13 protein-coding genes are annotated in these 14,322 nt (G+C 70.5%); 11 read left to right on the top strand and 2 right to left on the bottom strand.

Translation table 11 applies throughout. The features are described 5' to 3' along the window. The first annotated feature begins 253 nt into the window (after nt 1-253). The 5 genes from OHA58_RS29585 (at nt 254) to OHA58_RS29565 (ending at nt 6,595) form a co-directional block, all read left to right on the top strand. Entirely contained in the window at nt 254-1,018 is a 765-nt protein-coding gene (locus OHA58_RS29585) for an IclR family transcriptional regulator (protein ID WP_405482572.1), read from the top strand. A 365-nt stretch (nt 1,019-1,383) separates the two neighbouring features. Next, nucleotides 1,384-2,181 carry an MIP/aquaporin family protein gene (locus OHA58_RS29580; protein WP_405482571.1) on the top strand — a complete coding sequence of 266 codons (798 nt, stop codon included), beginning with the start codon at nt 1,384-1,386 and terminating at the stop codon, nt 2,179-2,181. Between the two features lie 60 nt (nt 2,182-2,241). Next, the gene (gene glpK / locus OHA58_RS29575) at nt 2,242-3,786 is read left to right on the top strand and encodes a glycerol kinase GlpK (RefSeq protein ID WP_405482570.1); all 1,545 of its coding nucleotides are present in this window, start codon (nt 2,242-2,244) and stop codon (nt 3,784-3,786) included. A 3-nt stretch (nt 3,787-3,789) separates the two neighbouring features. Then, nucleotides 3,790-5,412 carry an FAD-dependent oxidoreductase gene (locus tag OHA58_RS29570; RefSeq protein ID WP_405482569.1) on the top strand — a complete coding sequence of 541 codons (1,623 nt, stop codon included), beginning with the start codon at nt 3,790-3,792 and terminating at the stop codon, nt 5,410-5,412. A 124-nt stretch (nt 5,413-5,536) separates the two neighbouring features. Next, on the top strand, nt 5,537-6,595 hold the full coding sequence (locus OHA58_RS29565) for an LLM class flavin-dependent oxidoreductase (RefSeq protein ID WP_405482568.1): 1,059 nt from the start codon (nt 5,537-5,539) through the stop codon (nt 6,593-6,595). Between the two features lie 20 nt (nt 6,596-6,615). Here the strand turns inward: OHA58_RS29565 and OHA58_RS29560 are convergent, their stop codons facing one another. Beyond that, nucleotides 6,616-7,152, bottom strand: coding sequence for a MarR family winged helix-turn-helix transcriptional regulator (locus OHA58_RS29560; protein WP_405482567.1), 537 nt, complete (start codon nt 7,150-7,152; stop codon nt 6,616-6,618). Nucleotides 7,153-7,277: 125 nt separating this feature from the next. Next, nucleotides 7,278-8,642, bottom strand: coding sequence for an MFS transporter (locus tag OHA58_RS29555; RefSeq protein ID WP_405482565.1), 1,365 nt, complete (start codon nt 8,640-8,642; stop codon nt 7,278-7,280). 280 nt (nt 8,643-8,922) lie between these two features. Between OHA58_RS29555 and OHA58_RS29550 the strand changes: the two genes are divergently transcribed. From OHA58_RS29550 to OHA58_RS29525, 6 genes are read left to right on the top strand one after another with little or no spacing between them, the layout of a single operon-like run. Then, nucleotides 8,923-10,410 (top strand): aldehyde dehydrogenase, encoded by a 1,488-nt coding sequence (locus OHA58_RS29550; RefSeq protein ID WP_405482564.1) that lies wholly within the window; start codon nt 8,923-8,925, stop codon nt 10,408-10,410. Nucleotides 10,411-10,436: 26 nt separating this feature from the next. Continuing rightward, nucleotides 10,437-11,381 carry a VOC family protein gene (locus tag OHA58_RS29545; RefSeq protein WP_405482562.1) on the top strand — a complete coding sequence of 315 codons (945 nt, stop codon included), beginning with the start codon at nt 10,437-10,439 and terminating at the stop codon, nt 11,379-11,381. Next, nucleotides 11,378-12,175, top strand: a complete 798-nt coding sequence (locus OHA58_RS29540) for an aspartate dehydrogenase domain-containing protein (RefSeq protein WP_405482561.1) — start codon at nt 11,378-11,380, stop codon at nt 12,173-12,175. The genes OHA58_RS29545 and OHA58_RS29540 overlap by 4 nt, the downstream gene beginning before the upstream one ends. Continuing rightward, complete coding sequence (locus OHA58_RS29535) at nt 12,172-12,951, top strand: alpha/beta fold hydrolase (RefSeq protein ID WP_382607082.1); 780 nt, start codon at nt 12,172-12,174, stop codon at nt 12,949-12,951. Before OHA58_RS29540 ends, OHA58_RS29535 begins: the two co-directional genes overlap by 4 nt. A gap of 10 nt (nt 12,952-12,961) precedes the next feature. Continuing rightward, a complete protein-coding gene (locus OHA58_RS29530) occupies nt 12,962-13,483 on the top strand; it encodes a cupin domain-containing protein (protein ID WP_405482558.1) in 522 nt (173 codons plus the stop codon). Continuing rightward, entirely contained in the window at nt 13,476-14,228 is a 753-nt protein-coding gene (locus tag OHA58_RS29525) for an SDR family oxidoreductase (RefSeq protein WP_405482557.1), read from the top strand. The genes OHA58_RS29530 and OHA58_RS29525 overlap by 8 nt, the downstream gene beginning before the upstream one ends. Nucleotides 14,229-14,322 lie beyond the last annotated feature (94 nt).

Below are 14,322 nucleotides of genomic sequence, written 5' to 3'. Positions count from 1 at the left end.
TGCGGCTCCCATGGAGGAGGCGCACCCGGTCAGGGTAGCCGGGCCGGTGGTTTCTCCGCGGAGGCGTCCACTGGCCGGAACGGCCGTGGGGCGCGGGGTGCGGGTGCGTGCGGGTGCGTTCCGAACCGGGGCGTCGAGCCAAACGGGGCGAAATATAGGCTCCTCGCGTATTCGCACGAGGTCGGCAACGACCGATAGTGTTCAGCATTGTCGAACGTTGCTCGGCGAGAGGATCGAGGGAGGAAGGGCTGGGATGGCACGGAACATCCAGTCACTCGAGCGGGCAGCCGCCATGTTGCGGCTCCTTGCGGGCGGTGAGCGCCGGCTCGGCCTCTCGGACATCGCCTCGTCGCTGGGCCTGGCCAAGGGCACGGCGCACGGCATTCTGCGTACGTTGCAGCACGAGGGCTTCGTCGAGCAGGACGCCGCGTCGGGCCGCTACCAGCTGGGCGCGGAGCTGCTGCGCCTCGGCAACAGCTATCTCGACGTGCACGAGCTGCGGGCGCGCGCGCTGGTGTGGACGGACGACCTGGCGCGCTCCAGCGGCGAGAGCGTCTATCTCGGCGTCCTGCACCAGCAGGGCGTACTGATCGTGCACCACGTCTTCCGGCCCGACGACAGCCGTCAGGTCCTGGAGGTCGGGGCGATGCAGCCGCTGCACTCCACGGCGCTCGGCAAGGTCCTGTCGGCGTACGACCCGGTGGCGCACAGCGAGGTGGTCGAGGTGGAACGCAAGGCGTTCACCGGACGGACCGTGAGCGACATGGCGGAGTTCGAGACCCTTCTGGACCTGACCCGCGCGCGCGGGTACGCGGACGACGTCGAGGAGACCTGGGAGGGCGTCGCCTCGGTCGCGGCCCCGATCCACGACCGGCGGCGCATGCCGGTCGGCGCGGTCGGCATAACCGGCGCCGTGGAGCGCGTGTGCGTCGACGGGGAACTGCGCCCCGAGCTCGTCGCCGCCGTGCGGGACTGCGCCCGCGCCGTCTCCCGGGACCTTGGCGCCAGCCGCTTCTGAGCGCCTCGCGCCGCCCCGCCGGCGCCCCCGTACGACCGAAGGCCCCGCTTCCCGGCGGGGCCTTCGCCGTTTCAGCGTGCAGGCCGCACCTTTCCGGGACACCATCGACGAACGCGCAGTCCAGACACGGAAGCGATAGCCCGACCCGATCAATAACGATCGAGTTTTCGATAACAGAACCCTTGACTAGCGAGTAACCCCGGGGTGAGACTCGCGTCCATCGGTCGGCATTGTCGAACACCTACCGGCAATAGACGTTAGAGTGTGGCAAGCCAGGGCCGAAAACGCTCTCACCTGAGGGCGCGAACCACCGGAGAGGGACCCGGGGTTCGGCTTCCCCTGGACGAAGGACAAAGGAGTCGCGGGTGTCCAGCTCCGACATCTTCATCGGCGAGACCATCGGTACCGCCGTGCTCATCCTGCTGGGCGGTGGCGTGTGCGCCGCCGTCACGCTGAAGCGCTCCAAGGCGCGCAACGCCGGCTGGCTCGCGATCACCTTCGGGTGGGGCTTCGCGGTACTGACCGGTGCCTACCTGGCGGGGGGCGTGTCAGGCGCCCACCTGAACCCGGCGGTCACCATAGGCCTCGCCATCGAGGGCGGCACCAAGTGGAGCGACGTTCCGCTCTACCTGGGCTCGCAGCTCCTGGGCGCGATGATCGGCGCCGTGCTGGTCTGGGCGACGTACTACGGACAATTCCAGGCGCATCTGACCGACCCGAAGATCCTCGAGGCTCATGCGGGCAACGGCGAAGAAGGAATGGTCGACCCGAAGGCCTCGCCCAAGGCCGGCCCGGTGCTCGGCATCTTCTCGACCGGCCCCGAGATCCGGAACGTGGCGCAGAACCTCGTCACGGAGATCATCGCCACGGTCGTGCTCGTCCTGGCCATCCTCACGCAGGGCCTCAACGACGGAGGCAACGGCCTGGGCGTCCTCGGCGCCATGGTCACCGCGTTCGTCGTGGTCGGCATCGGCCTCTCCCTCGGCGGGCCCACCGGCTACGCGATCAACCCGGTCCGCGACCTCGGACCCCGCATCGTGCACTCCCTGCTGCCCCTGCCGAACAAGGGCGGCTCCGACTGGACGTACGCCTGGATCCCGGTCGCCGGCCCTCTCATCGGCGGCGCCATAGCGGGCGGTCTCTACAACGTCGCCTTCAAGTAGGCGACAGACCCGCTACGCACCCTCCGCCAGAGCCGCACCGAGAACTTCCAGGAGCAGACCGTGACCGACGCACACACCGCGGGCCCGTTCATCGCAGCGATCGACCAGGGCACCACCTCCAGCCGTTGCATCGTCTTCGACAAGGACGGCCGGATCGTCTCCGTCGACCAGAAGGAGCACGAGCAGATCTTCCCGAAGCCGGGCTGGGTCGAGCACAACGCGACCGAGATCTGGACCAACGTCCAGGAGGTCGTCGCCGGGGCCATCACGAAGGCCGGCATCACCCGCGACGACATCAAGGCCATCGGCATCACCAACCAGCGCGAGACGACGCTGCTGTGGGACAAGAACACGGGTGAGCCCGTCCACAACGCCATCGTCTGGCAGGACACCCGCACCGACGCCCTGTGCAAGGAGCTCGGGCGCAATGTGGGCCAGGACCGCTTCCGCCGCGAGACGGGCCTCCCGCTGGCCTCCTACTTCGCGGGCCCCAAGGCCCGCTGGCTGCTCGACAACGTCGAGGGCCTGCGCGAGCGTGCCGAAGCGGGCGACATCCTCTTCGGCACCATGGACACCTGGGTCATCTGGAACCTGACCGGTGGTGTCGACGGCGGCCACCACGTCACCGACGTGACCAACGCCTCCCGCACCATGCTCATGAACCTCCACACCATGGAGTGGGACGCGAAGATCGCCGAGTCCATCGGCGTCCCGCTGGCCATGCTGCCGGAGATCCGCTCCTCCGCCGAGGTGTACGGAGAGGTCAGCGGCGGCCCTCTCGGCGACCTCCTCGGCGGCATTCCCGTCGCGTCCGCGCTCGGCGACCAGCAGGCGGCCCTGTTCGGCCAGACCTGTTTCTCCGAGGGCGAGGCCAAGTCGACGTACGGCACCGGCACCTTCCTGCTGATGAACACCGGCGACAAGCCGGTCAACTCGTACAACGGCCTGCTGACCACCGTCGGCTACCGCATCGGCGACCAGAAGGCGGTCTACGCCCTGGAGGGCTCGATCGCCGTCACCGGTTCGCTGGTGCAGTGGATGCGCGACCAGATGGGCCTGATCTCCACCGCCGCCGAGATCGAGACGCTCGCGTCGTCGGTCGAGGACAACGGCGGCGCGTACTTCGTGCCGGCCTTCTCCGGTCTGTTCGCCCCGTACTGGCGCTCCGACGCCCGCGGTGTGATCGCCGGCCTGACCCGGTACGTCACCAAGGCGCACCTGGCGCGTGCCGTCCTGGAGGCCACGGCCTGGCAGACCCGTGAGATCACCGACGCCATGACGAAGGACTCCGGCGTCGAGCTCGCGGCGATCAAGGTCGACGGCGGCATGACCTCCAACAACCTGTTGATGCAGACGCTCTCTGACTTCGTGGACGCCCCCGTGGTGCGCCCGATGGTCGCCGAGACCACCTGCCTCGGTGCCGCCTACGCCGCCGGTCTCGCCGTCGGCTTCTGGACCAGCACCGACGACCTGCGCGCCAACTGGCGCCGGGCCGCCGAATGGACCCCCAACATGGCCGCGGAGAAGCGCGACCGTGAGTACAAGAGCTGGCTCAAGGCCGTTGAACGCTCCATGGGCTGGCTCGACGAAAGTGGCGAGGAGTAAGACATGACCACCCTGCAGAGCGTCCCTGCCCTCGGGACGCATCCGGCCGCCGGCTCGACTGCGTCGTTCAAAGCAGCGAGCCGCGCCGAGACCCGGGAGCAGCTTTCCAAGGCTCAGTACGACCTCCTGGTGATCGGCGGCGGAATCCTGGGCATCTCCACCGCCTGGCATGCCGCGCAGTCGGGACTGCGGGTGGCCCTGGTGGACGCCGGTGACTTCGCCGGCGCCACCTCCTCCGCCTCCTCCAAGCTGCTCCACGGCGGTCTGCGTTACCTGCAGACCGGCGCGGTGAAGCTGGTGGCGGAGAACCACTTCGAGCGGCGTGCGGTGTCACGTCAGGTGGCACCGCACCTCGCCAACCCGCTCACCTTCTACCTGCCCGTCTACAAGGGCGGCCCGCACGGCGCCGCGAAGCTGGGCGCGGGCGTGTTCGCGTACAGCGCCCTGTCGGGGTTCGGTGACGGTGTCGGGCACCTGCTCTCCCCCGCGAAGGCACAGCAGGACGTGCCCGAGCTGCGGACGGAGAACCTGAAGGCCGTGGCCGTGTACGGCGACGACCAGATGAACGACGCGCGCATGGCGCTGATGACCGTCCGCGCGGCCGTCGACTCCGGGGCCGTGGTCCTCAACCACGCCGAGGTCACGGGTCTGCGCTTCACCCGGGGCCGGGTCACGGGCGCGGACCTCAAGGACCGCGTCGACGGCGAGGAGTTCGGCGTGAACGCCCGGCTCGTGCTGAACGCGACCGGCCCCTGGGTCGACCACCTGCGCGCCATGGAGGACCCGAACGCGGCCCCCTCCATACGCCTCTCCAAGGGCGCCCACCTCGTCCTCAAGCGCACCTCGCCGTGGAAGGCCGCGCTCGCGACGCCGATCGACAAGTACCGCATCACGTTCGCCCTGCCGTGGGAGGACATGCTGCTCCTCGGCACGACCGACGAGGAGTACGAGGGTGACCCGCGCGACGTGTCGGTCACGGAGAAGGACACCGAGCAGATCCTGGACGAGGCGGCCTTCTCCGTACGGGACCAGCAGCTGAAGCGGGATCTGATCACGTACTCGTTCGCGGGTCTGCGCGTGCTGCCCGGCGGTCCCGGCGACACGTCCAAGGCGAAGCGCGAGACGGTCGTCACCGAAGGCCGCGGCGGGATGCTGTCCGTCGCCGGCGGCAAGTGGACGACGTTCCGCCACATCGGCCGCACGGTCATGAAGAAGCTGGAGTCGCTGCCGGGCCACCCGCTCGGCGAGGACTTCGAGCCGGTCAAGGAGCTGCCGAAGCGGATGCCGCTGCCGGGTGTCGCCAACCCGCGCGCCGTCGCGCACCGCCTCCTGGTCGACAACCCGGCCCCGGGCCCGCGCATGGCGGCCGACACGGCCAAGCACTTGGCCACGCACTATGGTTCGCTGGCCTTCGACATCGCGCGGATGGCCAACGAGAACCCGGAGCTCGGCGAGCGGGTCCACCCGGACGCCCCGGAGATCTGGGCGCAGGTCGCCTACGCCCGCGACCACGAGTGGGCCGAGACGGCGGACGACGTGCTGCGCCGCCGCACCACGCTGACGATCCGCGGCCTGGCCACGGACGACGTGCGGGCCAAGGTCCAGGACGTGCTCGACAAGAAGTAAGTACCTCTGGATCCATGTGACGTGAGGGGCGGCTGCCACGGGGGGAGCCGCCCCTGACGCCTGTCCCGGTGCGCTGCCATGCCGCGTACATACGCCCGCAACGCCCGGGCGCGAGAGTGGGGGCATGAAGTTCCAGGTCCTGTCCATCATCGGCCATGCGCCGCACCCCCTCACCGGTGAACTCCCGTCTGCCGCCGACCGGTTGACGCAGGTCGTCGACGTCGGTGTCGCGGCGGAGGAGTTCGGCTTCGACGCGTACGCGGTCGGCGAGCGGCACGCGGGGGCGTTCCTGTCGTCGGGCCCGACGGTGGTCCTCGGCGCGCTGGCCGCCCGTACGTCCCGTATCAAACTGCTGACCGGCGTGACGGTCGTCGCGATCCTCGATCCGGTACGGGTCGCCGAGGACTACGCGACCCTCGACCAACTCTCGCGCGGACGCGTCGAGCTGGTCATCGGCAAGGGCGCCGAGGCCGGCCACTTCGACCTCTTCGGGCTCGACGAGGAGCGGCAGTGGGACCTCCAGAAGGAGAAGTACGAGCTCCTTCGGCGGCTGTGGAGCGAGGAAGGCGTCGACTGGGAGGGCGAGTTCAGGCCCGCCCTGAAGAACGTGACGACGGTGCCGCGCCCGTACGACGGACTGCCGCGCGTCTGGCACGGCTCGGCGACCTCGCTCAACTCCCCCGAGCTGGCGGCCCGGCACGGTGATCCGCTGTTCACGGCCAACGCCATCCAGCCGCGGGCGGCCTACGCGAAGCTCATCGATCACTACCGGGAGCGGTTCGAGGCGTACGGGCACGATCCGGCGCGGGCGCATGTCGCGGCGGGCTCGGGCGGCCTGCTCATCGCCGACTCGCACGAGCGGGCGGTGGCGCGCTTCAAGGAGCTGTACGAGGCGAAGGTCGCGCAGTCCTTCAAGCCGCATCTGGAGGGCAGGGCGGGGTACAACACGCCGTTCCGCACGATCGAGGACGCCATCGCGGACGGGCCGCAGCTGATCGGTTCGCCGCAGCAGATCATCGACAAGATCCTCGGCTACCACGAGGTGTACCGGCACGACCTCCAGTCGGTCACCGTCGACGCCTTCGGGCAGGGGACGGGCGAGCAGGTCGAGACGCTCCAGCGGTTCGCGGAGGAGATCGCGCCGGTGATCAGGAGAGAGGCGCCCAGCTCCCTGTGGGAGTGAGCGCCCCCGTTCCAGGAAGCCTAGGAAGCCTCTTCGTCCGGGGCGTCCGACTCGAGGATGGAGTCCTCCAGCTTGCGCAGGAGCCGCGCGAGCTGGCGGCGCTCCACCGGGGAGAGGTCGCCGAGCATCCGGCGTTCGTTGTCGAGGTGCTCGGTGAACACCTCGTCGACCTTGGCGAGCCCCGTGTCCGTGAGCCGCGAGTAGACGACCCTGCGGTCGTCGGCGTCGCGCTCCCTGACGATCAGGCCGTCCTTCTCCAGGCGGTCTATGCGCAGGGTGACCCCGGCCGACGAGACGAGCCCCTGGTCGGCGAGCTGCCCCGCGGTCAGGCGGTACGGCTCGCCGGAGCGGCGCAGCGCGGTCAGCACGTCGAATCCGGCGACGGAGAGTCCGTGCCGCTCTATCGACGCGATGAGCTTGGTGTTGTACCGCAGGAACGAGCGGTGCAGCCGGGCGAGGACCTCCAGCGGGGTCGTGTCCAGCTCGGGCCGCTCACGCGCCCAGTCCTCGATGACCTCCGCCACGGCATCCCGCCGTGCCGCCTTCCGTTCAGCCATCCCCGTCCCCTCGGCCGCTTCCGGGTGGGACGCGATGTCCTACGCCCCTGAAAATCCTACCCCTGAAGAGATCGCGGGCGTGACGGCCGCCCGATCCTCCGTCCGCCCGTCCACCCCTCCGCCCGTCAGGAGTTGAGCTCCTCCAGCGTCTTGCCCTTCGTCTCCACCGCGAAGAGCGCGATCACCGCACCCACCAGGGCGACCCCACCGAGCTGGGCGAAGACAAGCGTCAGGCTGCCGCCCCCGCCGATGATCGCGCCGACCGTGATCGGGCCCAGGATCACGCCGAGACGGTTCCACAGGCCACCGAACGCGGCACCCTTGGCGCGGTTGCGTGTCGGGTACAGCTCGGGTGAGTAGAGGTAGAGGCCCGCGTTGATGGCGTAGACGAAGAACGTTGTGCAGGAGGCGAAGATCGCGACCTGGCTGCCCGACGTCACGCCGACCAGGGCGAGCGTCACGAGGGTGAGCGCGCTGCCGAGGAGTGCGGCCACGAGGGCGGGGCGCCGGCCGACGCGGTCGATGACGAGGGCGACGGCGAAGGTGCCGAGGAGGCCTGTCACGTTGCTGAGCAGCGTGTACTCGAGCGCGGTGGTCAGGTCGAGCCCGAAGTGCTTGGTGTAGAGCGACGGCAGCCAGGTGGAGATGCCGTGGTTGACGTAGTACGCCACGAACCAGAGCGCGGAGAGCACGGTCGTGCGGCGCAAGTACCGGCCGGTGAACAGCTCCCGCAGGCGGCCCCGGGCGGTGTCCTCGGCGGGGGCCTCGGCCGGCTCGGGCAGCTCCGCGCCGGTGGCGGCCGCGACCTCCGCCTCGATGCGGGCGATGACCTGCTCGGCCTCTTCGGTACGGCCCTGGGAGAGCAGCCAGCGGGGCGACTCGACGACCTTCTTGGGCAGGGCGACGGCGAGCAGGACGGGCAGAGCGCCGATCACGAACATGGCGCGCCAGCCGAAGGTCGGCACCACCCATACGGCGACCAGGGTGGCCGCGGCGAGTCCGAGCGGGAAGATCATCTCGTAGAGCAGGACGAACCGGCCGCGCTTGTCGGAGCGGGCGATCTCGTTGATGTACGTGGCCGCCACGGGGACGACGCCGCCGATGCCGAGGCCCTGCACGAAGCGGAAGAGCGAGAACATCTCGATGTTGTTCGAGAAGGCCACCGCGAGGCTCGCGAGCGCGGTGACGGCGACGCCGAGGGCCACGGTGCTCACCCGGCCGACGCGGTCGCCCATCCACCCGGCGACCAGGGCGCCGAGGAGCATGCCCACGGAGCCCGCGGTGATGGCGAAGGTCGCCTGGCCCGTGCTCAGGTGCCAGTCCTTGATCAGGACGGGCAGCGCCGACGCGGAGAGTAGCTGGTCGAACGCTTCGAAGAAGGTGACGGCACCGATCAGGAATCTGACCTTCACGTGCCATCGGGATTGTGGAAGTCGTTCGAGCCGGGCGGCTATCGAGCCGAGACCTGGCTTGCCGGCCACAGTCGTCATGAGGGGGGGGTCCTTTCGCGGCAACGCGAACAGAGGAGTTGCGCAGACACTAGGAGGACTTATCTAAGTGGTCAATGGTTAATGGCTTAGATACATCCAGGGTGACTCGACCTTTACCTTCACGCAACCGACCTCGGACACCCTGCCCCAACTACTTCACCGAGGGGTCTTGCGGGAAATTAGTTAAGCCCTTAGATTTCTAGCACTTCAGCGCTCAGGCATCGCCGAGCTGAACGTTCCCCCCTCGCCCGTAGGCCGTAGACCCCCGGAGGTCCCGCCCGTGCCTCACGACATCTCCACCGACATCCTGATCGCGGGCCAGTGGCGACGCGGCGCGGGTGAGCCCGTCGAGACCGTCGACCCGGCGACCGGCCAGGTGCTCGCCACCGTCCACTCCGCGTCCGCCGAAGAGGTCGACGAGGCAGCGCGGGCCGCCGCGCTCGCCGTCGCGGACCCGGCCTGGCGCGATCTGCTCCCCCACCAGCGGGCCCGACTCCTCTACCGCATCGCGGAGTTGACGGAGGAGGCGGCCGACGAGCTCGCCGCCCTCCAGACCGCCGACACCGGCAAGACCCTCACCGAGACGAAGGCCCTCGCGCTCAGCGCGGCCGGCACCTTCCGGTACATGGCGGCGGCCCTGGAGACGGCCGAGGAGACCCTCACCCCGTCCCGCGGCCCGTACGTGACGATGAGCGTGTACGAGCCGATCGGCGTCGTCGGCGCGATCAACCCCTGGAACTCGCCGGTCGCCAGCGATGCGCAGAAGATCGCGCCCGCCCTCGCCGGCGGCAACGCCGTCCTGCTCAAGCCCGCCGCCTGGACCCCGCTGGTCTCCCTCGCACTCGGCCGTCTGATCCACCGCGCGCTCGGCGAACTCGGCCTGCCCACCGCCCTGCTGTCGGTCCTGCCCGGCAGCGGCCGGGTAGTCGGGGACGCGATCGTGCACCACCCCCTGGTGACCAGGATCGGCTTCACCGGCGGTACCGAGACCGGCCGGTCCATCGCGGCAGTGGCGGCCTCGAAGCTGATCCCCGCCTCCCTCGAACTCGGCGGCAAGTCGCCGACGATCGTGGGCGCGGACGCGGACGTCGAGCAGGCCCTGGCGGGCGTGATGTTCGGGATCTTCTCGTCCAGCGGCCAGTCCTGCATCGCCGGTTCGCGGCTCTTCGTCGCACGCGAGATCTACGACAGCTTCGTCGGCGAACTCGTCGAGCGGGTAAGGAAGTTGCGCGTCGGACCTGGCACCAACTCCGACACCCAGGTGGGCCCCCTCGTCCACCACCGGCACCGGGACTCCGTCGCCGCCTATGTCGATCTGGCCCGCTCGGAGGGCGCCCGGGTGCTGTGCGGCGGCCGGGCGCCCGAGGGCGAGACCTACCGGGACGGCGCGTACTACCTGCCCACCGTCCTCGACGGGCTCCCCAACACCTCACGGACCTGCCAGGAGGAGATCTTCGGGCCCGTCCTGGTCGCCCTGCCCTACGACGACGAGGACGACCTGGTCCGCCAGGCCAACGACTCCGTCTACGGGCTCGCCTGCGGGATCTGGACCCGCGACCACCGGGCCGCGTGGCGCCTGGCCCGCCGGATCGAGGCGGGGACGGTCTGGATCAACACGTACAAGCAGTTCAGCGCGTCCACCCCGTTCAGCGGGATGAAGGACAGCGGTCTCGGTACGGAGAAGGGCCGCGACGCCATCCGCGCCTACCAGCGCCAGAAGTCCCTGTACTGGGGCACTTCGGACGCGCCCCTGCCCTGGGCCAACTGACCGCGCCCCGTCGTCTGGAGACACTCATGCCCCACCCATCGCCAGGACCCGTCGCCCGCCTGCGCTCCCTGCGCTACGTCGAGCTGCTCACCCCCGCCTTCACCGAGGCCGCCGACTTCTACGAGGAGGTCTGGGGCCTGCGGACCGTCGAGGCGGAGCGCGGCGCGGCGGCCTGGCTGCGCGGCACCGGCGACGAGCACCACGTCCTGCACCTCACCCACGCGGACCGCACGGGACTCGGCCGGCTCGCGTTCGCCGTCGCCACGCCCGCCGAGGTCGACGAGGCGGCCCGGCGCCTGGAGGCCCGCGGGATCACCCCGGTCTTCGGCCCCGGACCGCTCGACCAGGTGGGCGGCGGCTACGGCCTGCGCTTCACCGACCCCGAGCAGCGGCTCGTGGAGATCAGCGCGCAGGTCGAGGCGGTCGCGCCGCGCGGCAGGGACGCCGCCGTCCCCGTCGGGGTCACGCACGCCGTCCTGAACACCGCCGACATCGACGCCTCCGTCGCGTTCTACTGCGACGTCCTCGGCCTGCGCGTCTCCGACTGGTCCGAGCACCAGATGGCGTTCCTGCGCTGCAACGCCGACCACCACTGCATCGCGTTCAACCAGGCCGAGTGGGCCTCCCTCAACCACGTGGCGTACGAGATGAGTTCGGTCGACCACTTCATGCGCGGGCTCGGCCGGCTCAAGCACCACGGCATCGACCCGCAGTGGGGCCCGGGCCGCCACGGCCCCGGCAACAACACCTTCTCCTACTTCACCGACCCGTCCGGCCTCGTGTGCGAGTACACGTCCGAGGTCGCGCAGATCGTCGAGGACGCCTGGATCGCGCGGGTGTGGCGGCGCGTGCCCGAGCTGTCCGACCTGTGGGGCACGGCGGGCCCGCCGTCCAAGGAGATCCGCTGTCACATGGCGGGATCACCCGATCCCGGCCCGCTCGCATCCGCTTCCCTGGAGGTCTCCGCATGAGCACGGTACGCAAGGTGGGCCTCGTCGGCTGGGGCGCGATCGGCCGCGTCGTCGGCACCGCCCTCGCCGAACAGCGGATCCCCGGCGCCGAGTTGACGTGCATCATCGACAACCGCCCGCTCGGGGACACGGCCCCCGCGCCCCAGCTCTCCTTCGAAGAGGCCCTGGAGTGCTGCGACCTGATCGTGGAGGCGGCCGGGCAGGGCGTCGTACGGGAATGGGGTGAGCGGGTCCTCGTCTCCGGGACCGACCTCCTGGTCGCGTCGACCGGCGCCCTCACCGACGACGAGCTGGCCAAGCGGCTGCTCGCGGCCGGGCCCGGCCGGGTGTACTTCACCGGCGGCGCGGTCGGCGGGCTCGACCTTCTCCAGGCGGTGCGCTCCCTCGGCCCCCTCGACGAGGTGCGGCTCACCACCACCAAGCTCCCGTCCACCCTCGAACAGCCCTGGATGGACGAAGAGTTGCTGTCCAGGCTGCGGACGGCGACCGGGCCCGTCGAGGTCATGTCCGGCACGGCGCGCGACATCCCCGTGAAGTTCCCCAAGTCGACGAACGTGGCCGCCTCGGTCGCCCTCGCCGTCGGCGACCTGGACGCTGTGCGGGTCCGGGTCGTCGCCGACCCCGGCGCCCGCCACACGCGGCACGTCGTCGAGGCGTCCGGCGCGCACGGCGCGTACCGCTTCGACGTCGCGCACCTGCCGGACCCGGGCAACCCCGCGACCAGCCAGGTCGTGCCGTACGCGGTGCTGCGCAGCCTGGCGGCGCTGGCCGGGCGGACGGGCCAGATCCTGTGAGCGCCGTCCATGTCGAGGAGGCGGGCGACCACGGCCCCCTGCTGCTGTGCCTGCACGGCATCGGCTCCTCGTCGGCGGCGTTCGCCCCGCAGCTCGCCGAGCTGTCCGCGTACGCGCGGGTCGTGGCCTGGGACGCGCCCGGCTACGCCAAGTCGCCGGATCCGGAAGGGCCGTTGGACCTGGACGGGTTCGCGGATGCGGCGGCCGAGCTCATCCGGGAGCGCGGCGGACGCGCGCACGTCCTCGGTGTCTCCTGGGGCGGGGTGATCGCGCTGCGGCTCGCGGCCCGCCACCCGGATCTGGTCGAGTCCCTCGTCGTCGCCGACTCCAGTGCGGGCTCCGGCACGGACCCCGCCAAGGCCGAGGGCATGCGGGCGCGGGCCGCCGAGCTGGCCGAGCTCGGACCGCGCGCCTTCGCCGAGAAGCGCGGACCGCGGCTCGTGTCCGGCGGGGCGCCCGAGGAACTCGTACAGCGCGTCGTCGACACCATGGCCGGGTCCGTGCGCCTGCCCGGCTACGCCTACGCCGCCGAGTCCATGGCCTCCGCCGACCTGCGGGCCGAGCTGCCCGCGATCGCCGCGCCCACGCTCGTCCTGTGCGGCGACCAGGACCAGGTCACCGGTGTCGAGGCCTCGCAGGTCCTCGCCGGCGCCCTCCACAAGACCGCCTACGTGATCGTCAAGGACGCCGGTCACCTGGCCAACCAGGAACAGCCCGCGCGCTTCGACGCGTGGGTCCTGTCCCACCTCCGCATCACCGCCCGCATCCCCGAGTAGGAGTCCAGCCATGCCTCTGGCCACCACCGACTACGACAACGGCAGCGACCTCGGCAAGTACACCGACTCGCTCATCGCCACCAAGGAGTCCCGTGTCGCGGACTTCAACACGCTCTCCTTCCAGGAGAAGGCGGGCCCGCAGTACCGCCGCGGCCAGATCCGCTACGTCGGCTCCGGCGCCACCGGCAACCACGAGAACGACTCGCGGATCCTCCCCTCCGGCGGCTTCACCTTCTCCAACATGCTGCTTCCGCCCGGCGCCGAGGGCCCCGAGCACACCCACCACGACGTCGAGGAGGCCTTCTTCGTCCTGGAGGGCCAGGTCCGCGTCGGCATCCACCGCGGCGCCGACGAGGTCGAGTACCGCACCCTCGGCTACCGCGACATGATCGTCGTCCCGGCGGGCGTGGCCCGGTCCCTGAAGAACGAGGGCGACACCGACGCCCTGTTCTGCGTCGTCATCGGCACGCAGAAGCCGCAGGTCCCGACGTACCCGGAGCACTCGCCGATGCACGGTGTCACCCGTGACTGACCCCTCAGGGGGCGCCGGCACCGTCGTCGTCACCGGGGCGGGCCGTGGCCTGGGACTGGCCATGGCCCGCCGGGCCGCCGAGGACGGCTTCCGCGTCGTGGTCGCCGAGCTCGACACCGAGCGCGGGACCCACGCGGCCGAGGGACTGCGAAGTGACGGGCTCGACGCCCACTTCGTGCGCTGCGACGTGGCCGATCCCGAGTCGGTCGACGAACTCGCCGGTCGCGTACGGGATCTGGGTCCGCTGTACGGCCTGATCAACAACGCGGCTCTCGCCAACGGCGTCGGCGGCAAGGAGTTCCAGGACATCGACGTCGAGGTGTGGGACCGCCTGATGACGGTCAACGCCCGCAGCCCCTGGCTGGTGTCGAAGGCCCTGTACCCCCTCTTCGGCTCGCCGGGCCGGATCGTGAACGTCGCCTCGGACGCCGCGCTCTACGGCTCGCCCCGCCTCGCCCACTACATCGCCTCGAAGGGCGCGGTCATCGCGCTGACCCGGGCGATGGCCAGGGAACTCGGCGACAAGGGCATCACCGTCAACGCGGTCGCGCCCGGCCTCACCGAGTGCGAGGCCACCGAGACCGTCCCCGAGGAACGGCACGAGCTGTACCGCTCGGGCCGGGCCATCTCGCGGCCGCAGGAGCCCGGCGACCTCATCGGTCTCGTCGCCTTCCTGCTCGGCGAGGAGTCCCGCTATCTCACCGGACAAGTGATCGCCGTCAACGGCGGCTTCACGATGAACTGACCTGCACCACAGGAGTGCAGAGTTGTGACTCCTCCCCCTCGCGAGCGAGGCGGCTTCTCATTCGGGATCAAGATCCCTCATGACGGCCAAGCCC

This window comes from Streptomyces sp. NBC_00009 (assembly GCF_045040855.1).
In the GTDB taxonomy this organism is placed as follows: Bacteria; Actinomycetota; Actinomycetes; order Streptomycetales; family Streptomycetaceae; genus Streptomyces; species Streptomyces aureus.
The sequence above is the reverse complement of the archived record's forward strand: the minus strand, read 5'-3'. Positions and strand labels throughout refer to the sequence as shown.

Bases quoted from the DNA above. Each gene is read 5' to 3' on its own strand.
- OHA58_RS29585 (WP_405482572.1), top strand. From the start codon at position 254: ATGGCACGGAACATCCAGTCACTCGAGCGGGCAGCCGCCATGTTGCGG.
- OHA58_RS29570 (WP_405482569.1), top strand. From the start codon at position 3,790: ATGACCACCCTGCAGAGCGTCCCTGCCCTCGGGACGCATCCGGCCGCC.
- OHA58_RS29565 (WP_405482568.1), top strand. From the start codon at position 5,537: ATGAAGTTCCAGGTCCTGTCCATCATCGGCCATGCGCCGCACCCCCTC.
- OHA58_RS29560 (WP_405482567.1), bottom strand. From the start codon at position 7,152: ATGGCTGAACGGAAGGCGGCACGGCGGGATGCCGTGGCGGAGGTCATC.
- OHA58_RS29555 (WP_405482565.1), bottom strand. From the start codon at position 8,642: ATGACGACTGTGGCCGGCAAGCCAGGTCTCGGCTCGATAGCCGCCCGG.
- OHA58_RS29545 (WP_405482562.1), top strand. From the start codon at position 10,437: ATGCCCCACCCATCGCCAGGACCCGTCGCCCGCCTGCGCTCCCTGCGC.
- OHA58_RS29540 (WP_405482561.1), top strand. From the start codon at position 11,378: ATGAGCACGGTACGCAAGGTGGGCCTCGTCGGCTGGGGCGCGATCGGC.
- OHA58_RS29530 (WP_405482558.1), top strand. From the start codon at position 12,962: ATGCCTCTGGCCACCACCGACTACGACAACGGCAGCGACCTCGGCAAG.